This window comes from Paraburkholderia ginsengisoli NBRC 100965 (assembly GCF_000739735.1).
Classification (GTDB): domain Bacteria; phylum Pseudomonadota; class Gammaproteobacteria; order Burkholderiales; family Burkholderiaceae; genus Paraburkholderia; species Paraburkholderia ginsengisoli.
The window spans coordinates 37,513-56,804 of the sequence record NZ_BBJF01000004.1; the positions used below are offsets into that span (position 1 = coordinate 37,513).

Consider the following 19,292-nt stretch of genomic DNA (forward strand, 5'->3'; position numbering starts at 1 on the left):
CCAGCGAGCATCGCGGATAGCCTCGCAACCGGCCACAACCCCTCGCCGATCACACCCGCGTCACGGTTGTACAGCCTGCCACCCGTCACCCGGGTCGAACGACTTGAGCGCCGCCGCCGCGCGCGCCGTCTGCGGCCCGAGGTTCTTCTGATACACCTGACCGTCCTGATTGACGACGAAGCTCATCACCCCGGTTTTCCCATACTCGGCCGGCGATGCGATCAGCCCGAAGCCGCCGTCCAGCACGCCGTTCTCGATGTAGTTCTGCGCGCCGCCTTTCGCGTGCGGCCCTTGCGCGGTCAGGATCCGGTAGTGATAGCCGTGATAGGCCTCCGTCGGCAGCGTGTGACTGGGCATCGTCGCGGCGAGCGGCCCGAGCGGGCTCTCGGCTTCGCCGGGCGCGGTCGGCCAGTACAGGCCGTCGCGCTGGCCCGGCGTGCTGACGAAGCGTTGTGCGTAGTGCTTCGCCACGTTGTGGTAATCGTTCTGCGCGTCGACATACGCGAGCGACGTCAGAATCGCCGCGCGTTCGTTGCGACCGATGCGGCGCGTCAGCATCTCGTTGCGCGCGGCGGGCGGATCGAAACGCCAGCCCTGCGCCGTTTGCACGAGCGGAATCGGCACGGTCCAGCCGCTGTCGCCGACCGCCAGATGCGCGGTCGCGCGTCCGCCATCGCTGGCCGGCGTCTCGACGATCTGGTGTCCCTTCGACCACGCGCCGAGGAACTGGTAGATGTCGTCCTCGCCGATGTCCGCGGTCGGGATGAAGCGGCGAAAATCGTTGCCGAGCACATGCCTGAGCGCGCGGTCGTCGTTGCTGGCGACCGCGTCGACGAAAGCGTTGGCGGCCGCGTCGGCGCTGGGGTAGACGGCTTGCGCATGGGCCGCGCTCGCGACCGCCAGCAGCGCGCCGAGGCCGCCGACGGCGGCCAGTGCCCGAACGCACGCAGGCAGCGCGCGCCGTGAGAGTAAGCGGATCATCCGAGTCTCCTCATGAATGTTCAACGGCGGTGGCCCATGTGACCCGCGCCACCGCCGCCGAGTCTTCCGCCTCCACCACCACCGCCAATTCCGCCGCCGCCCCGCTGGACGCCGCCGCCATGCTCGCCGAATCCGCCGCCGTGGTACGCCTCGCCGCCGCCGCGCTCGCCGAATCCGCCGCCCGCATGCTGGCCACCGCTCGCCAGATTGGCGCGGCTCGCCGCGCCGCGCTGGGCATCGAGCCGCGCGGCATTGCCGTCGCCGGCGCCGCGCAGCGCGTTGTCGCGATTGGCGTTCTGCGCGCGGTTCTGCAGATTCTGATTTGCGACGCCGCCCTGATGAATCCCTTGCACGCGCTGACTCGCGTTGCCGCCCATCTGCTGGCCGGTGCGCTGCTGGAGGGTCTGCTGCGCCTGAGCGCGCGCGTCGTCGCGGCCGCGATACGCGTCGCGTTGCGCGGCGCCCAGGTTGTTGTTGACGTCGCTGCGGTTGACGTTGTTGCGGTTGACGTTGGCGTTGCGATTCCAGTTCGTCGTGCCACCGTTAGCGTCGATGCGGTTGTTCACGTTGATGTTGTTGTACCGGTTCACGTTGACGTTGACGTCGTGCGTATTCCAGTTGAAGCCGCCCCACAGCGAGTTCGCCACGGCGACGCCGGCGCCGAACGCCAGCCCCGCGGCGAGTCCGCTCGCGACCGCATAACCGGGCGGCGGTGGCACATACACGGGCGGATAGGCGGGATAGGGCCACGTGCCGTAGACCACCGTCGGGTTGTAGGTCGGCACATAGACGACCTGCGGATTGGCCGGCACGATCTGGATCGTGCTCTGTTCGACCACGACCTTCTGCTGTTCGCTCGTCTTCAGATTGCCGGCCGCCTGCGCCTGCTTGCGCAGGCGTTGCACGGAGTCCATCACGTCGTTGGGCTGGGCGAGAAAGGCGCTGCCGAGTTGCGAGACCCAGTCGGGTTTCGCGGACATCGTCGCGAGCACCTGAGGGAAGGCGACCAGCGATTGCACGCTCGGGTCCCACGGCTCGCCGGCGACCGCCTTCACCGCATCGTCACCTTGCAGCTTCGAGTTCGCTTTGGACCAGGCCGCGGCGGCCTGCACGTCCTGCGGGAAGGTGGCGGCCATCAGCACCTGGGCGAGCAGCGCGTCAGGATACAGCGCGATCGAGGCCGTCAACGAATCGAGTTGCTGGTTCGAGATTTTCGCGGCGCTTTGCGCGTACACGATGCCTGGCATCACGAGGCCGGCGCCGAGGGGCGTCCCGGCAAGGGCCGCGCAAATCAGCCACGCGCGCGAGCGGTGTGCTCCGGATCGTTTCACAATGACATCCTCCCGGTCGGGTTACACGCGACAGGTCGACGCGCGGCATGCGCGGCGACGATGCATCACGTCGGAATCAGGGCAGGCACAGGCGGCGAGGCGGACAGGCAGACAGGCGGAGCAGCGAACGGACTGAGACTGCGCGGAACAGATGCGATCGCGATGCGGCAGCGACGCGGTGCGCGCGACGTTCGAGCCGCGCGATCCGCTGGTGGCGTTTCGCGAAACGGTGTGCGACAGGTGCCGCACGTCATGCCCGCATTGATCGCGCATCAGCGATTCCCGCTAAGGAGTTCCGTATAAATTAGGGGGCGTAGCGGGGCTTGTCAATCAAATCGGACGAAAGCGGCCCGGCTTCAGACGGGCCGAGCCGGCGGTGAGCCAGGTGAGCAATTGCCGGGCCGCATGCGGCGCTCGGCATTGCGTGTCGAAGACGCGAGAGGAGAAGCAGAGAGGGTGCAGGCGCCGGACGACGCGCGCCGGGAGCACGGGAGATGGAGCCGCGCCGGGCCGGACTCCTTCTGCAGTCCGGCCGTTGGCACTCGATAGCTTTTTGCGGGGAAGGCCGCCGGTTGCAGTTATTGCGCGGCTTGCGGCTTGTTCGACAGCGCCAGTCGCAGCAGATCGGCGACCGTATTGACGTTCAGCTTTTCCATGATGTTCGCGCGATGCGCCTCGACCGTCTTGATGCTGATGCCGAGGTCGTCGGCGATCTGCTTGTTCAGGCGGCCCGCGATGATGCGTTCGAGCACCTGATGCTCACGCGCGGTCAGCTTGCCCAGACGCTCGGCGGCGGCGCGCTGCTGCTGCACGCTGGTGCTTTCGCTGCGCGCCTTGTCGAGCATGCGCTCGACCAGCTTGCGCAACTCGGCTTCGTCGAACGGCTTCTCGATGAAGTCCATCGCGCCTTTTTTCATCGTCGACACCGCCATCGGCACATCGCCGTGGCCCGTCACGAAGATGATCGGCAGCGACGCATTGTCGGCGATCAGGCGTTCCTGCAACTCGAGTCCGCTCATGCCGGACATCCGCACATCGAGGATCAGGCATGCGATCTGGCCCGGATGCTGATGCGGCTGCCATGCGTCGATGAACTGCTCGGCGCTGGAGAAGCATTGCACGCGGTAGCCGTTCGCCTCCAGCAGCCAGCGCAGCGAATCTCGCACGGCCTCGTCGTCGTCGACGACAAAGACAGTTTCCTGTGTGGTGACTGGGCTGTTCATAGCTCTCCCGTAACGGTTTGTGGTGTCGGCGCCTCTGACCCGCCGTTGCTCGGGCCGTCAGGCTCTCCAATAGGCAGACTGCAATGGAACGTGGCGCCTGTGATGTGGCCGTCGGACTCGACGTTGTTGACCACCCACAGACGGCCGCGGTGCGATTCGATAATCGAACGGCAAATGTTCAGCCCCATGCCCATACCATCGGACTTGGTGCTGTAAAACGGTTCGAACAGCCGCTCGGCGGTCGCTTCGTCGACGCCCGGTCCCTGGTCGACGACGCTGATGCAGACAAAGCCGCTTTCCAGCCGCACGACCACGCGGATCACCGGATCGACCGCATTCGGGCGCGCTTCGGCCATCGCTTCGGCGCCGTTCTTCAGCAGGTTGACCAGCACCTGCTCGATCAGCACCGGGTCGACGTAGATCACCGGCAGGCGCGAGCGCAGATCGGTGACGATGCGGATGCGGCGCTTCCTCGCTTCGAGTTCGGCGAGACCCACCGCGTCCGCGACGATGTCGGCGACACGCGTGGCCTGGCGCTTCGGCTCGCTGCGCTTCACGAACTCGCGGATACGCTTGATGATCATGCCGGCGCGCACCGCCTGCTGGGCGGTCTTTTCGAGCACGGGAAGCAGATTGTCGGGCGTCGTGCGACCGGATTTAACCAGCGCGACGGTGCCGGAGCAATAGTTGTTGATCGCGGCGAGCGGCTGATTGAGTTCGTGCGCGAGCGACGAGGCCATCTCGCCCATCGTCATCAGACGGCTCGTGAACTGCAGCTTTTCGTCCTGCTGGCGCGCCAGTTCCTGCGCGCGTTTGCGGGTGGTGATGTCGGTCGCGATCTGCATCTGCGCGAGGTGGCCGTCCACCCACTGGATGTACTGACGGCGTACTTCGAACCACTTCTGGATGCTTTGCACGTAGATTTCCTGCGCATCGGCGGTACTTTCGGTCAACGCGGCGGCGGGCAGGCCGGCGTAGGTGTCCACCATATCGATCGAATCGGACGACGCCTGTGCGCTATCGAACCCGCCGCCCGCCAATTCCAGATGGCCGTCCGGGCGGATGCCGAACAGGTGCCGGTAGTAGCGATTGGCGAACAGCAGTTCGGCTTCGTCGGCGGCCAGCACGGACACCGCGGCGTCGAGGCTTTCCAGCACGGTGGTGAAGCGTTCGTGGGCGGCGGCGAGTTCTTCGCGCGCGCGTTTCGGTTCGGTGATGTCGGTCATCGACGACATCCAGCCGGTCTGGCGGCCCGAGCTGTCGATCAGTGGCGACACGTAAAGGCGCGCGTGAAACAGCGAGCCGTCCTTCCTGCGCACCCGCAATTCGAAGCCCGACGACGGCGCCTTGCCCCGCAGCGTCATATCGAGCTGGCGCTGCATCTCGGGATAGGCGTCGCGCGGCCAGTACGCGAACGGCGCGTTCTTGCCGACCAGATCGCTTTCGTCCCAGCCGGTCATCCGGCAGAACGCCGGGTTCACGTGGGTGATACGGCCGTGCATGTCGAGCACGCGCATGCCGATCAGCACCGAGTTTTCCATCGCGCGGCGGAAGAACGCTTCCGCGTACAACGCCTGTTGTGCCTCGAAGCGCTGCCGCGTGTGCTTCCACAGACTCCACAGGCTCCACAGCACGAAGCACGACAGGCCCGCCACCAGCCACACCAGCGTGTTGTTGGTGAAGTTGGTCATCTGCGGGAACGCGTACACGCGCACCGAGATGCCCTGGCCCGGCGGATCGAGCGGCAGGTCGTAGAACATGTCGCGCGGCAGGCGCGGGCGGGTCGACGTGGTGGTCAACTCGCGGTTGTTCACGTCGATGATCGAAATCTTGTATTTGGCCGACAACTCGGGCGGAATGTCGCGCTTCAGAATGCCTTCGACCGAGAACACCGCGGCGATCGCGCCGAGGAACTCGCGGTCACGGAACACCGGCGTCTGCAGCGTGATGTAGCCGTTGCCGAGATCGTCGTAGATCAGCGGCGAATAGACCTGGCGGCGCGTGTCGCGCGCTTCGGTAAAGGCGGCCTTGACCGCTTCGTCCATCTGCGCGTCGTTGGGCCGCGCGAGCCGCTGGCCGAACACGGGCAGCGCGGTATTGGGCCAGCGCGGCTGCTGCGCGCTGGTGTACCAGTTCATGTAGAGGATCTCGGGATGCCCCTGCATGATGTCCGTGGTGGACACCTGGAACGAATGCGGGTCGGCGTGGCCGGCGGCCAGATCGCGCGCGAGCGCCTGAATCTGCTCCTGCGCGCCGGTCATCGACAGGCGGATCTGCTGCTGCGCCCACGCGACGTTACGGTAAAGCGTGTCTTCCTGCTGCTGCTGTTCGCGCCGGTTCAGGCTCCACAGAATCAGGCTCATGACGACCAAAAAAACCAGGATCGACAGGAGCGGCGTCAGCAAATAGGAATTCGACCACCATGGTCCATGGTGCCAGCGGGAGGACGGCGTCGAATCGCTCGGCGAACCGGCGGTACGCGCCGAGCGAGCGAAAAGCCGTTCGGTCAACATGCGTGGCATTGTAGCGCAGCGCGTGACTGACAAAAGGCGCAAAAAAGCGCGGAAAGTACCGTTAATCGGCGCAAACTAGCCGACGTATCCGTCGATCGGCAGTCAAATCAGGTTGCGCCGCAGCAATTTTCCGCATTATGAGAATTCATCTCGCAATTCGAAAATTTTGTTGCACGGACGTCGGGACCCTTATTACAATCGGCCGAAGCTGCCGCGGCCGTGCTTCGTCCGCGTCGTCTGTTCAAAGAGCGTTCCTCTATATCCAGGAGACGAGCATGTCCGCTGTACCCGACGAAGTCATGAAATATGTCGCCGCTGAAAAAGACGACGATCCCCAGGAAACCGGCGAATGGCTTGAAGCGCTGGATGGCGTGATTTCTGCTGTGGGCCCAGACCGCGCCCACTACCTGATCGAGAAACAGATCGAATTCGCGCGCGTGCACGGCGAACATCTGCCGTTCTCGGCCAACACCCCGTACATCAACACGATTCCGGTCGCGCGCCAGGCGAAGATCCCCGGTGACCAGGACCTCGAACACCGCATCCGCTCATACACGCGCTGGAACGCCATCGCAATGGTGCTGCGCGCGGGCAAGGAAACGAACGTCGGCGGCCACATCGCGTCGTTCGCCTCGGCGGCCACGCTGTACGACGTCGGCTACAACCACTTCTGGCACGCGCCGTCCGCCGAGCATGGCGGCGATCTCGTGTTCGTGCAGGGCCACTCGTCGCCGGGCGTCTACTCGCGCGCGTTCCTGCTCGGCCGCCTGACCGAAAACCAGCTCGACAACTTCCGTCAGGAAGTGGGCGGCGAGGGCATCTCGTCGTACCCGCACCCGTGGCTGATGCCGGACTTCTGGCAGTTCCCGACCGTGTCGATGGGCCTCGGCCCGATCATGGCGATTTACCAGGCGCGCTTCATGAAGTACATGCAGGCGCGCGGCATCACGAAGACAGAAGGCCGCAAGGTCTGGGCCTTCCTCGGCGACGGCGAAACGGACGAGCCGGAATCGCTCGGTGCGATCGGCATGGCTGGCCGCGAACGCCTCGACAACCTCGTGTTCGTGATCAACTGCAACCTGCAGCGCCTCGACGGCCCGGTGCGCGGTAACGGCAAGATCATCCAGGAACTCGAAAGCGAATTCCGCGGCGCGGGCTGGAACGTCATCAAGGTGATCTGGGGCAGCCGCTGGGATGCGCTGTTCCAACGCGACAAGTCGGGCGCGCTGATGCGCCGCATGATGGAAGTCGTCGACGGCGAATACCAGACGTACAAGTCGGAGTCGGGCGCGTATGTTCGCGAGCACTTCTTCAACACGCCGGAACTGAAGGCGCTGGTCGCCGAATGGTCCGACGAGGACATCTGGAATCTGAATCGCGGCGGCCACGATCCGCACAAGATCTACGCAGCGTTCCAGGAAGCATCGAATTCGAAGGGCCAGCCGACCGTCATCCTCGCGAAGACGATCAAGGGCTACGGGATGGGCGAAGCTGGTCAGGCGATGAACATCACCCACCAGCAGAAGAAGATGCAGGTGGAGCAGCTGAAGAAATTCCGCGACCAGTTCCGTCTGCCGATCGCCGACGAAGACCTCGTCAACGTGCCGTATCTCAAGTTCGAAGAGGGTTCGAAAGAACTCGAGTACATGCGCGCTCGCCGTCAGGACCTCGGCGGTTATCTGCCGGCGCGTCGTCAGAAGGCGGACTCGCTGCCGGTGCCGGAACTGTCGGCATTCGAGCCGCTGCTGAAGGGCACGGGCGAAGGCCGCGAGATCTCCACGACGATGGCGTTCGTGCGGATCCTGAACATTCTGTTGAAGGACAAGGCACTCGGCAAGCGCATCGTGCCGATCGTGCCGGACGAGTCGCGTACCTTCGGTATGGAAGGTCTGTTCCGTCAGATCGGTATCTGGAATCAGGAGGGCCAGAAGTACGTGCCGGAAGATTCCGACCAGCTGATGTTCTACCGCGAGTCGGAAAGCGGTCAGATTTTGCAGGAAGGCATCAACGAAGCCGGCGGCATGGCCGACTGGATCGCAGCCGCGACGTCGTACTCGACGCACGGCGAGATCATGATCCCGTTCTACATCTTCTATTCGATGTTCGGTTTCCAGCGGATCGGCGACCTCGCATGGGCGGCGGGCGACATGCGCTCGCGCGGCTTCCTGCTGGGCGGCACCGCGGGCCGCACGACGCTGAACGGCGAAGGTCTGCAACACGAAGACGGCCACTCGCTGCTGTGGGCCGCTTCGGTGCCGAACTGCATCAGTTACGACCCGACGTTCGGTTACGAACTCGCGGTCATCATGCAGGACGGTCTGCGTCGCATGGTGGCTGACCAGGAAGACGTGTATTACTACATCACGGTGATGAACGAAAACTACGAGCACCCGGCGATTCCGCAGGGCGACGCAGTAGCGGCCGACATCATCAAGGGCATGTACTCGTTCCGCAAAGCCGAAGCCGACAAGAAGGCGCCGCGCGTTCAGCTGATGGGTGCGGGCACGATCTTCAACGAAGTGATCGCCGCCGCCGACCTGCTGAAGAACGACTGGGGCGTCGCCGCCGACCTGTGGAGCGTGCCGAGCTTCACCGAACTCGCGCGCGAAGGTCACGAAGTCCAGCGCTGGAACCTGCTGCACCCGACCGAAGAGAAGAAGCTGTCGCACGTCGAGAAGCTGCTGAAGGACGCGCCGGGTCCGGTCATCGCATCGACCGACTACGTGCGTGCGCTGACCGAGCAGATCCGCGCGTTCGTGCCGCAGAAGTTCGTCGTGCTGGGCACGGATGGCTACGGCCGTTCGGACACGCGCGAAAAGCTGCGTCACTTCTTCGAAGTCGATCGCTACTGGGTCACGGTCGCCGCGCTGAACGCGCTGGCGGACGAAGGCACGATCGAACGCAAGGTGGTCGCCGAGGCGCTCAAGAAGTACAACCTTGATCCCGCCAAACCCAACCCGATGACCGTCTAAGGCATCATTCCCCGTGTGCCAAGGCGTGCGCGCCTGCTTCTGATCGACAGAGGCAGGCCGCGTGCGCGGCCCAGGAGACACTAACAATGAGTCAAGCGATCGAAGTCAAGGTGCCGGACATCGGCGATTACAAGGACATCCCTGTGATCGAGGTGCTGGTGAAGGCGGGTGATACCGTCGAGAAAGAGCAATCGCTCGTTACGCTGGAATCCGACAAGGCGACCATGGACGTGCCGAGCTCGGCCGCCGGCGTCGTCAAGGAAGTGAAGGTCAAGGTCGGCGACAACGTGTCGGAAGGTTCGCTGATCGTCGTGCTGGAAGGCGCTGAAGGCGGCGCGGCGGCTGGAGCGCCGGCTGCTGCACCGGCGCCTGCTGCTGCACCTGCGCCCGCCCCGGCCCCGGCCGCTGCGCCTGCTGCAAGCGGCGGCGGTCTGCAGGAAGTCAAAGTACCGGATATCGGCGACTACAAAGACATCCCCGTGATCGAAATCGCGGTGAAGGTCGGCGATCGCGTCGAGAAAGAGCAGTCGCTCGTGACGCTCGAATCCGATAAGGCGACGATGGACGTGCCGAGCTCGGCCGCCGGCGTCGTCAAGGAAGTGAAGGTCAAGGTCGGCGACAACGTGTCGGAAGGCTCGGTGATCGTCGTGGTGGAAGCCGAAGGCGGCGCAGCCGCGCCGGCTCCTGCACCGGCCGCGAAGCAGGCTCCCGTCGAGAAACCGTCCGATGCACCGGTTGCGCCGTCGCCGGCTCCGGCTACGCCGTCCGCGCTCGCGCAAGCGCCGCTGATTCCGGCAGGCGAGGGCGGCACGCGCCACGCGAGCCACGCGTCGCCGTCGGTGCGCAAGTTCGCGCGCGAACTCGGCGTCGACGTGACGCAGGTGAAGGGTACGGGTCCGAAGGGCCGCATTACGCAAGCCGATGTCACCGCCTTTATCAAGGGTGTGATGACCGGCCAGCGCGCGGCTCCGGCCGGTGCGGCGCCCGCAGCCGCAGGCGGCGGCGAGCTGAATCTGCTGCCGTGGCCGAAGGTCGACTTCACGAAGTTCGGTCCGATCGATCCGAAGCCGCTGTCGCGCATCAAGAAGATCTCGGGCGCGAACCTGCATCGCAACTGGGTCATGATTCCGCACGTCACGAACAACGACGAAGCGGACATCACCGAACTCGAAGCGCTGCGCGTGCAGTTGAACAAGGAAAACGAAAAGTCCGGCGTGAAGATCACGATGCTGGCGTTCGTGATCAAGGCCGTGGTGTCGGCTCTGAAGAAATTCCCGACGTTCAACGCAAGCCTCGACGGCGACAACCTCGTGTTCAAGCAGTACTACCACGTAGGTTTTGCCGCGGATACGCCGAACGGTCTCGTTGTTCCGGTGATTCGCGACGCGGACAAGAAGGGCCTCGTCGAGATCGCGAAGGAAATGACGGATCTGTCGAAGGCCGCGCGCGAAGGCAAGCTGAAGCCGGACCAGATGCAAGGCGGCTGCTTCTCCATCTCGTCGCTGGGCGGCATTGGCGGCACGCATTTCACGCCGATCATCAACGCGCCTGAAGTCGCTATTCTCGGTCTGTCGCGCGGTGCGATGAAGCCGGTTTGGGACGGTAAGCAGTTCGTGCCGAAGCTGATGTTGCCGCTGTCGCTGTCGTATGACCATCGTGTGATCGATGGTGCCGAGGCGGCGCGCTTCAATGCCTATCTGGGTTCGATTCTTGCCGATTTCCGGCGTGTGATTCTTTGATGTGATGTTGCGCAGAGCGCGGGTTGCTTGTCTGTGATCCGCGTCTCTCTGTAGAACCTGCTTTCATGTCGGTCTATTGGCGTCGCCCCTGTGCGGGGCGGCACCTACTTTTCTCTGCCTTGCCAAAGAAAAGTAGGCAAAAGAAGGCGCGTTCCTCAGCGGACAGCAAAGGATGATTCCGTCCGTCGCGCTGCCAGCTTTTTGCGCCGACAGGCGCGGGTTCTTCGCTCATCACGATCAACAAGAGAAGGGGACACCATGAGTCTCGTCGAAGTAAAAGTGCCGGATATCGGTGACTTCAAGGACGTCGATGTCATCGAAGTCAATATCAAGCCGGGCGATGCGATCGAAAAAGAGCAGTCGCTGCTGACGCTCGAATCCGATAAGGCTTCCATGGAAGTGCCGAGCGATGTCGCCGGCACCGTCAAGGAAGTCCGCGTCAAAGCCGGTGAAAAGGTCTCGCAGGGCACGGTGGTCGCGCTCGTCGAAACGTCCGGTGAAGCGGCGCCTGCTAAAGATGCACCGACGGCCGCGGCCAGGGAGCCCGAAAAAGCGGCTGCTCCGGCTCCGGCTCCCGCTCCCGCTGCTGCGCCCAAGGCCGCGGCTCCCGCGCCGCAAGCGGGCAGCTTCTCCGGCAGCGCCGACATCGAATGCGACATGCTCGTGCTCGGTTCGGGCCCCGGCGGCTATTCGGCAGCGTTCCGCTCGGCTGACCTGGGCATGAAGACGGTGCTGGTCGAGCGTTACTCGACGCTCGGCGGCGTGTGTCTGAACGTCGGCTGCATTCCGTCGAAAGCGCTGCTGCATACGGCGCTGGTGATCGACGAAGCCGAAGCGCTCGGCGCGCACGGCATCACGTTCGCCAAGCCGCAGATCGATCTGGACAAGCTGCGTGACTTCAAGTCCGGCGTCGTCAAGAAGCTGACCGGCGGTCTCGCCGGCATGGCCAAGGCGCGCAAGGTCGAAGTAGTGACGGGCACCGGCGCGTTCGTCGACCCGAATCACATGGAAGTGCAGACCGAAGGCGGCAAGAAGGTCGTCAAGTTCAAGCAGGCGATCATCGCCGCGGGCTCGGAAGCGGTGAAGCTGCCGTTCATTCCGGAAGACCCGCGTGTGGTCGATTCGACCGGCGCGCTCGAACTGCGGCAGATTCCGCAACGCATGCTGGTGATCGGCGGCGGCATCATCGGCCTGGAAATGGCGACGGTGTACGCGACGCTCGGCGCGAAGATCGACGTGGTCGAAATGCTCGACGGTCTGATGGCCGGCGCGGACCGCGATCTGGTCAAGGTCTGGGAGAAGTACAACAGCAAGCGTTTCGCGAACGTCATGCTGAAGACCAAGACCACCGCGGCCGAAGCGAAAGACGACGGCATCTACGTGTCGTTCGAAGGCGAGAAGGCCCCGGCCGAAGCGCAGCGTTATGACCTCGTGCTGGTCGCTGTCGGCCGTTCGCCGAATGGCAAGAAGATCGGCGCGGACAAGGCCGGCGTTGCGGTGACGGAGCGCGGCTTCATCGACGTCGACAAGCAGATGCGCACCAATGTGCCGCACATCTTCGCGATCGGCGATATCGTCGGTCAGCCGATGCTCGCGCACAAGGCGGTGCACGAAGGCCACGTCGCAGCGGAAGCCGCGCATGGCGAGAAGGCATACTTCGACGCGCTGCAGATTCCGTCGGTGGCCTACACCGATCCGGAAGTGGCGTGGGCCGGCAAGACCGAAGACCAGTTGAAGGCCGAAGGCGTCAAGTACGGCAAGGCGGTGTTCCCGTGGGCCGCTTCCGGCCGGGCGATCGCCAATGGCCGCGACGAAGGCTTCACGAAGCTGCTGTTCGACGAGGAAACGCATCGCGTGATCGGCGGCGGCATCGTCGGCCTGAACGCGGGCGACCTGATCAGCGAAGTCTGTCTCGCCGTCGAGATGGGCGCGGATGCAACGGATATCGGCAAGACGATCCATCCGCATCCGACGCTCGGCGAATCGATCGGCATGGCCGCCGAGCTGTACGAAGGCGTCTGCACCGACTTGCCGCCGCAGAAAAAGAAGTAAGGCGCTCTGGAACCCGTCCGCATGCGGGCGGGTGCGAATGGGCAAAGAAAAACGGCGCGTCCTGTGAAGGGCGCGCCGTTTTTCATTACGCAAGAGAACTGGGCAAGGCGTTCGCGGTGCGGCAACAACACACGACGCCGAAGGCGGCAGTTTGCGCATGCTCGTCTGCATCAGCCAGCCGGCAAAAAAATCCCGGCTGGTCGCCGGGCAAACGATACGCTGTTCAACGTATCGGAGCGTTCGGCCAATGAAACCGTGTGAGCGGCAACGGCACGACGCTGTTGCTTACGATAACGCCGGCACAGTTCGCACTGTGCCGGCGTGAGGTCTTGCCTTAAAAAACTACCGGAAGGAAGCTTAGACTGGCTTCTTGGCCGAGCGCGATGCTTGCGCAGCGGCTTGCGAAGCCGCCTTCGACGCGGCCGTAGCGGCTGCATTGAAGTTGCTTTCGGCGATTTCGACGGCTTGCTTGGTTGCCTTGTGGACCGTTTCGTACGTGGTGTTGGCGGCGGTGATGGCCGACTTCATCACGGCGACGGCGGTTTCCGAACCGGCCGGTGCGTTCTTCGCAACGTTTTCGACGAGCGATTGCACCTTGCGGTTTTGCTCTTCGAACTGCGCTTCGGCGACGCGGGTGAATTCACCTTGCGTTGCCGAAACGATTTCATATACGTGACGGCCGTACGACAGCGCCTTTTCGGCCACCGGCTGCGCGAGGCTCGCTTGCAGCGCCAGCAGTTCCTGCGCGTCCTTCACCGACAGCGCGCGTTGGGCATTTTCCTGGCTTTCCGCGAGCGTCGACTTGACGACTTGCAGGTTCAGCTCAACCAGCTTTTCGACGCCTTCAAATGCTTTGGTCGTCAGGCCGAACAGCGTTTCAAAGTTGGCTTTCTGGGCTGCGGCGAATTGCTCAGGGGTCAGCAGAGTCATGGTTTACGCTCCTGGATTGCGGTCTGTCTGTGCGGACCGCATTGGGGTGGGTGGTGAGACGCAGTAGTTCGTCTCCCCGGACTGCGACGTATGGTGCATCGCAGCAATGGTTCCCATTTTAGGATGGCCACAATGAATGTCAAGCATTTTTTGTGCGCCGCACAATTTTAAGAAAATGCTGATAAAACAATACCTTATGCAGTAAGCATGACATTCGTATGACTCGGGACGAATTGGGGCGCCGCACCTTGCTGGTGCTGCTTCCGATGCCAATTCGATGCGGTTTTTTGGCGCGGCAATCGCGGCGCGAGGCGCGCGGTGGTAATGTCCCGCGTCTCATAAAAGTTGTGTGCGGGAAGATTCGATGTAAACCAGAAACTGTCACGGAACGTTAATGCTGCATGCCGGTCGAATGCGCGTTGGCGGTCTCCAGCAGGCGTTTAAGAACCTGAACGCGAGGCTGTCACGACGTCGTGCCGCATCGACGGCGCTGTACTTGCCGATGCCCTAACCGTATTTCCCCTGATCAAGGTTGTCTCGAAATTGCCGTTAAGCTGCGAAGAATCCCCTCGGTTCGGGCGGATGACGGCAAAGGCGGGACGCAGCGCGCTGGCGATCGTTTTTTTCGATCGAAGCGCGGCACTTATTTGTGTTTTTGCGATCGGAGCTTACAAGCCGGTTTAAGGAGCGCTTATAAGTGCTTCAAATTGCTAATTTTTCGTTGTTTTACTACACTTGCGGAAACCTCTCGCCGCTCCCTACCGAACACCCATGAAAACCGACATGTTTTCGTCGCTAAAAGTGATCCACGGCGCGGCCCGCAGCACCGCTCTGTCGGTGGCCGTCTCTCTGGTCGTCGCAGCGGCGTTCGCCACGCCTGTCAGCACTTTTGCCGCCACGTCTGCTGCAAGTGCAAAAACTTCCAAACACGCAAAAGCCGCGAAGAAGCCGGCCGCCGCTGCCGTTGCCGCCAAGGCCCCGGCCAGAGCCGGCAAGGGCGCGGCGGCGAAAACCGTCGCCGCGGCGGACGACGATACGCCGCGTGCTTCGGCCAAGCGTAAGCGTGTGAGCTTCACGTCCAACGGCCGTCACCATTCGGTGGTGCGCCGTGTCGCGTACGAGCCGCGTCAGCCGACCGTGGGCCAGGCTTTCGGCCTGCATGAAACGCCGGACGCGCTGATGCTGCGCTCGAGCGTGGCGTACGTGATCGACCAGAACTCCGGCGAGTCGCTGTTCGACAAGAACTCGCGCGCCGTGGTGCCGATCGCGTCGATCACCAAGCTGATGACCGCGATGGTGGTGCTCGACTCGAAAGCGCCGATGACCGACCAGATCGAAGTCACCGACGAAGACCGCGACTACGAGAAGAACACGGGCTCGCGTCTGTCGGTGGGCTCGGTGCTCTCGCGTGAAGACATGCTGCACATCGCGCTGATGGCCTCGGAAAACCGTGCCGCCGCGTCGTTGTCGCGCTATTTCCCGGGCGGGCGCCCGGCGTTTCTCGCGGCGATGAACGCGAAGGCGAAGCAACTGGGCATGACCGACACGCACTTCGAAAACCCGACGGGTTTGACGAGCCAGAACGTGTCGAGCGCGCGCGACCTCGTGAAGATGGTCAACGCGGCGTACCAGTATCCGCTGATCCGCCGGTTCTCGACCGATCACAGCTACGAGGTGTACACCGGCAAGCGTAACCTCGCGTACAACAGCACCAATGCGCTGGTGCGCAACCCGACGTGGGACATCGGTCTGCAGAAGACTGGGTTCATCAACGAAGCGGGCGAGTGCCTCGTGATGCAGGCGACGATTCACGGCCGTCCGATGATCATGGTGCTGCTCGATTCGTCTGGCAAGTACTCGCGTTTCGCGGACGCCACGCGTCTGCGCACGTGGCTGGATAACGGTGGCGATCAGACGCGCATCACCAGCGCGGACGCGGGCGGTCCGGGCACCTGAAGCGCTTCGTGTTACGACGGCGGCCGGTTTCCCGCCGGCTGTGATGAAAAAGCCTCGCGAATGCGAGGCTTTTTCATTGCGGCGGGCAGAAGCGGCGCTCTGTTACGCGTGGTGACTGCGCGAATGATCGTGCGGTGCCTGCGGCCGGTAGCCGAGCGCTTCGGAAATCATCAGCGCCGTCTGGCTGAGCTGGCCGAGCCACGAGTCTTGCAGACGGTCGGCCGGCGCCGAAAGCGACAGGCCGGCGACCAGCTTGCCGGTGTCGTCGTAGATGCCGGCGGCGATGCAGCGCACGCCCAGTTCCAGCTCCTCGTTATCGCGCGCGCAGGCTTGCTGACGCACGTGCGACAGCTCGCGCTCCAGTTTGGTCAGATCGGTAATGCTGTTCTGCGTGTGGCCCGACAAGCCGGTGCGCGTGGCGTACGCGCGCACGCGCGTCGATTCGTCGGCGGCGAGGAACAGCTTGCCCACCGAGGTCAGATGCAACGGAGCCCGCCCGCCGATGGCCCGCACCACCTGCATGCCGGAGCGTTCCGAATAAGCGCGTTCGATATACACGATCTCGTCGCCCTGGCGTACCGACAGGTTCACCGTCTGGCCCGTCTGCCGGTGCAATTCGCGCATCGGCGTGAGCGCCGCGTCGCGGACCGACAGACGCGCCTTCACCAGATTGCCCAGCTCGAGCAGGCGCATACCGAGGCGGTACGTGCCGGGATCCGACCGGTCGACCAGCCGGCACATCACCATGTCGTTCAGGATGCGGTGCGCGGTGGACGGGTGCAGCTCCGTGCGGATGGCGAGTTCTTTCAGGCTGACCGGGTCGCTATGCGCCGCGAGTGCATCGAGCAGGCGCATCATGCGTTCGATCACCTGGATCGAAGTTTTGGGATCCGGGTTCGTATCGCTCATGGGAGGAATCGGTTGACGCGTCAAACAGCGGAAATTGATTGTATCTCGTATAGTGAAAAAAGCGAACGCGGTTCGAAGGCCTGCTCAAATTTGGCTGGCGTTCGTCCTATGCCTTCTGGCCGATTGGTATTGTGCGCCAAACAGCGGATAATCAGGGACGTTTTCCCGAAGGAGGGCTCATGCGAGTCGGATTGTTCGTCACCTGTCTGATCGACCTGATGCGTCCCGAGATCGGCTTTTCGGTCATCAAGCTGATCGAAGGCGCCGGTTTCGAGGTGGTGGTGCCACCCGCGCAGACCTGTTGCGGGCAGCCCGCGTACAACTCGGGCGAGCGGCGCATCGCGCGCGACCTGGCCGAGAAAACCCTGCGCGAGTTCGAACAGTTCGACTACGTGGTGGTCCCGTCGGGGTCGTGCGGCGGCATGATCCGCGCGCACTACGGCGACCTGTTCGCCGACGATCCCGAACTGATGAACCGCTTCGGCCGTTTGCGCGCCCGGGTGTTCGAGCTGACCGATTTCCTCGTCAATGTGGCCAAGGTGCAGTTGCAGCGGGGTGAATTCGCCGGGCAGCGCCAGGTGACGTATCACGACTCCTGCTCGGGGTTGCGCGAACTCGGCGTCAAGTCCCAGCCGCGCGCGTTGCTCGCGCAAGTGGGCGTGGCGGTGACGGAGATGAAGGATTGCGAGCACTGCTGCGGTTTCGGCGGCACGTTCGCGGTCAAGTACGGCGATATCTCCACGGCGATCGTCGACGAGAAATGCGCGAACATCAGTGCGAGCGGTACCGGTACGGTGGTGCTCGGCGACCTCGGCTGCATGCTCAACATCGAAGGCCGTCTGCGACGGACCGGCGATTCGACGACGCGGGTGCTGCATATCGCGCAGGTGCTGGCCGGCGACGTGTAGCGGCCGGCGTCGGCGCGTGTCGCACGCGGGGGGCGTGTGCGGCCGGCATGCCTGACCCGTTCGCCGCCGTTCGCCGCGCGCTACCTCGCGCCATTCCTTTCACGCATGTCGCTTCGCGCGTTTTCCGTGCCGCGCGTTGCGTTTCGGATTCCGCCTAAGGACGCCATGCAAATCCAATCGATGCAGTTCAAGGCTCGCGCCGGTCAGAAACTTGCTGACCAGCGTTTGCAGCAGAACCTGACCAAACTGTCCACCAAGTTCGTGTCGGCCCGCGCGAGCGCGATGACCGCGATCGACTTTCTCGCGACCCGCGCCGCGCTGAAGGAGCGCCGAAATCGCGCGCTGGAGAATCTCGATGTGTGGCTGGAAAGCTTCGAACGCGAAGCGACCCGGCGCGGCGTGACGGTGCTATTCGCCGAGACGACGCAGGAGGCCGCGCGGCTCGTCGGCGATATCGCGCGACGGCACGGCGTGAAGAAGGTGATCAAGACCAAGTCGATGGTCACCGAGGAAATGCGCCTGAACGAGGTGCTCGGGCAAATGGGCGTGCAGTCGATCGAAACGGATCTGGGCGAGTACATCCTGCAGATCAACGACAACGAGCCGCCGAGCCACATCATCGCGCCGGTCGTCCATAAAGATAAGGACGAGATCGCCGACCTGTTCGCCAAAACGCACGGCCGGCCGCGTCTGACCGAAATTCCCGAGATGACACGCGAGGCGCGCGAGATGCTGCGGCCTCATTTCATGAGCGCGGACATGGGGGTGACGGGCGGCAATTTCGTGATCGCGGAGACGGGCTCGGTCGTTCTCGTGACGAACGAGGGCAACGAAGGCATGTGTACGGTGATGCCGCGCGTGCACGTCGCGGTCACGGGTATCGAGAAGGTGCTGCCCACCCTCGAAGACCTCGCGACCGCGATGCGTTTGCTGCCGCGCTCGGCGACCGGGCAGACGACCTCGAACTATTTTTCCGTACTGACCGGGCCGCGTGGCGAGGGCGACCAGGACGGTCCCGAGCACATGTACGTCGTGCTGGTCGACGGCGGGCGCACGGGGCTGATCGGCGGCGATTTTCAGGAGATGCTCCGGTGCATCCGCTGTGGCGCGTGCATGAATCATTGCCCCGTTTATCAGAAGGTCGGCGGCCATGCGTATGGCTGGGTCTATCCGGGGCCGATGGGTTCGGTATTGACGCCGAGCTATGTCGGAATCGACAAGGCGCTGGATTTGCCACAGGCCGCGACCCTGTGTGGCGAATGCAACAGCGTTTGTCCGGTGGGGATTCCGCTATCCGATCTGCTGCGCAAGCTGCGCGAGAAACAGGTGGAGCGGCGACTGCGTCCGTGGAAGGAGCGCGCGGGGCTCGCCGTGTGGGGTTTTCTGGCGCTGCATCCGGATGCATATGCGCTTTTCACCAAACTGGCCGTTCGCGTGCTGGAGCGCATGGGCGGGCGTAACCGTTCGATCGCCAGATTGCCGTTGGGCGGCGCGGGGTGGACCAACACGCGTGAGATGCCGGCGCCAGTCGGCCGTACTTTCAGGGAGTTGTACGCCGCGCAGCGCAGTCATATTGGCTGAGCGGGATGGTTCCGTTGAGAGAGGACCTGGCCGGTCTGTCGCAAGCGCTGGGAAGGTGATTGCCTGCGCTGGGAGATAACGCGCACGATGCCTTGCAAGCCGCCACGCGGGCGGAGGCGGCTCTGGTTTGTTGTCAGGCGCGGGGATCAGGCGCTCAGCCGATATGCGCTGATCAAGCGCCTGTGCCGTTTACTTCG

At 63.7% G+C, this 19,292-nt stretch carries 12 protein-coding genes; 6 read left to right on the forward strand and 6 right to left on the reverse strand.

From position 1 onward, the window contains the following. Window positions 1-60: 60 nt before the first annotated feature. The 4 genes from BGI01S_RS04345 to fixL form a co-directional block, all read right to left on the reverse strand. Entirely contained in the window at window positions 61-981 is a 921-nt protein-coding gene (locus tag BGI01S_RS04345; protein WP_052400411.1) for a DUF2950 domain-containing protein, read from the reverse strand. Window positions 982-1,001: 20 nt separating this feature from the next. Further along, window positions 1,002-2,312: a DUF3300 domain-containing protein gene (locus BGI01S_RS04350; protein WP_042322741.1), complete on the reverse strand. Its 1,311-nt coding sequence runs from the start codon at window positions 2,310-2,312 to the stop codon at window positions 1,002-1,004. Between the two features lie 578 nt (window positions 2,313-2,890). Then, window positions 2,891-3,535 carry an oxygen response regulator transcription factor FixJ gene (gene fixJ / locus BGI01S_RS04355; RefSeq protein WP_042322743.1) on the reverse strand — a complete coding sequence of 215 codons (645 nt, stop codon included), beginning with the start codon at window positions 3,533-3,535 and terminating at the stop codon, window positions 2,891-2,893. Then, window positions 3,532-6,048 carry an oxygen sensor histidine kinase FixL gene (fixL, locus tag BGI01S_RS04360; RefSeq protein ID WP_042322746.1) on the reverse strand — a complete coding sequence of 839 codons (2,517 nt, stop codon included), beginning with the start codon at window positions 6,046-6,048 and terminating at the stop codon, window positions 3,532-3,534. Before fixL ends, fixJ begins: the two co-directional genes overlap by 4 nt. Before the next feature lie 275 nt (window positions 6,049-6,323). On the opposite strand from fixL, the gene aceE reads away from it, so the two are divergent. The 3 genes from aceE (at window position 6,324) to lpdA (ending at window position 12,811) form a co-directional block, all read left to right on the forward strand. Beyond that, window positions 6,324-9,020 carry a pyruvate dehydrogenase (acetyl-transferring), homodimeric type gene (gene aceE, locus BGI01S_RS04365; protein WP_042322749.1) on the forward strand — a complete coding sequence of 899 codons (2,697 nt, stop codon included), beginning with the start codon at window positions 6,324-6,326 and terminating at the stop codon, window positions 9,018-9,020. 86 nt (window positions 9,021-9,106) lie between these two features. Beyond that, the gene (aceF, locus tag BGI01S_RS04370; protein WP_042322752.1) at window positions 9,107-10,759 is read left to right on the forward strand and encodes a dihydrolipoyllysine-residue acetyltransferase; all 1,653 of its coding nucleotides are present in this window, start codon (window positions 9,107-9,109) and stop codon (window positions 10,757-10,759) included. Window positions 10,760-11,017: 258 nt separating this feature from the next. After that, window positions 11,018-12,811, forward strand: a complete 1,794-nt coding sequence (gene lpdA, locus BGI01S_RS04375) for a dihydrolipoyl dehydrogenase (RefSeq protein WP_042322755.1) — start codon at window positions 11,018-11,020, stop codon at window positions 12,809-12,811. Window positions 12,812-13,168: 357 nt separating this feature from the next. Here lpdA and BGI01S_RS04380 read toward each other — a convergent pair whose 3' ends face one another. Further along, window positions 13,169-13,741 carry a phasin family protein gene (locus tag BGI01S_RS04380; RefSeq protein WP_042322758.1) on the reverse strand — a complete coding sequence of 191 codons (573 nt, stop codon included), beginning with the start codon at window positions 13,739-13,741 and terminating at the stop codon, window positions 13,169-13,171. Window positions 13,742-14,512: 771 nt separating this feature from the next. On the opposite strand from BGI01S_RS04380, the gene pbpG reads away from it, so the two are divergent. Next, the gene (gene pbpG / locus BGI01S_RS04385; protein WP_042322760.1) at window positions 14,513-15,697 is read left to right on the forward strand and encodes a D-alanyl-D-alanine endopeptidase; all 1,185 of its coding nucleotides are present in this window, start codon (window positions 14,513-14,515) and stop codon (window positions 15,695-15,697) included. Window positions 15,698-15,799: 102 nt separating this feature from the next. Here the strand turns inward: pbpG and BGI01S_RS04390 are convergent, their stop codons facing one another. Further along, window positions 15,800-16,606: an IclR family transcriptional regulator gene (locus BGI01S_RS04390; protein WP_042322762.1), complete on the reverse strand. Its 807-nt coding sequence runs from the start codon at window positions 16,604-16,606 to the stop codon at window positions 15,800-15,802. A gap of 179 nt (window positions 16,607-16,785) precedes the next feature. On the opposite strand from BGI01S_RS04390, the gene BGI01S_RS04395 reads away from it, so the two are divergent. Both BGI01S_RS04395 and BGI01S_RS04400 read left to right on the forward strand, forming a co-directional pair. Then, the gene (locus tag BGI01S_RS04395) at window positions 16,786-17,514 is read left to right on the forward strand and encodes a (Fe-S)-binding protein (protein ID WP_042322766.1); all 729 of its coding nucleotides are present in this window, start codon (window positions 16,786-16,788) and stop codon (window positions 17,512-17,514) included. A 165-nt stretch (window positions 17,515-17,679) separates the two neighbouring features. Next, the gene (locus BGI01S_RS04400) at window positions 17,680-19,095 is read left to right on the forward strand and encodes a lactate utilization protein B (protein ID WP_042324370.1); all 1,416 of its coding nucleotides are present in this window, start codon (window positions 17,680-17,682) and stop codon (window positions 19,093-19,095) included. Window positions 19,096-19,292: the final 197 nt, after the last annotated feature.

Coding starts and splice junctions, on each gene's coding strand:
- BGI01S_RS04345 (WP_052400411.1), bottom strand. CDS start 981: ATGATCCGCTTACTCTCACGGCGCGCGCTGCCTGCGTGCGTTCGGGCA.
- fixJ (WP_042322743.1), bottom strand. CDS start 3,535: ATGAACAGCCCAGTCACCACACAGGAAACTGTCTTTGTCGTCGACGAC.
- fixL (WP_042322746.1), bottom strand. CDS start 6,048: ATGTTGACCGAACGGCTTTTCGCTCGCTCGGCGCGTACCGCCGGTTCG.
- aceE (WP_042322749.1), top strand. CDS start 6,324: ATGTCCGCTGTACCCGACGAAGTCATGAAATATGTCGCCGCTGAAAAA.
- aceF (WP_042322752.1), top strand. CDS start 9,107: ATGAGTCAAGCGATCGAAGTCAAGGTGCCGGACATCGGCGATTACAAG.
- lpdA (WP_042322755.1), top strand. CDS start 11,018: ATGAGTCTCGTCGAAGTAAAAGTGCCGGATATCGGTGACTTCAAGGAC.
- BGI01S_RS04380 (WP_042322758.1), bottom strand. CDS start 13,741: ATGACTCTGCTGACCCCTGAGCAATTCGCCGCAGCCCAGAAAGCCAAC.
- pbpG (WP_042322760.1), top strand. CDS start 14,513: ATGAAAACCGACATGTTTTCGTCGCTAAAAGTGATCCACGGCGCGGCC.
- BGI01S_RS04390 (WP_042322762.1), bottom strand. CDS start 16,606: ATGAGCGATACGAACCCGGATCCCAAAACTTCGATCCAGGTGATCGAA.
- BGI01S_RS04395 (WP_042322766.1), top strand. CDS start 16,786: ATGCGAGTCGGATTGTTCGTCACCTGTCTGATCGACCTGATGCGTCCC.
- BGI01S_RS04400 (WP_042324370.1), top strand. CDS start 17,680: ATGCAAATCCAATCGATGCAGTTCAAGGCTCGCGCCGGTCAGAAACTT.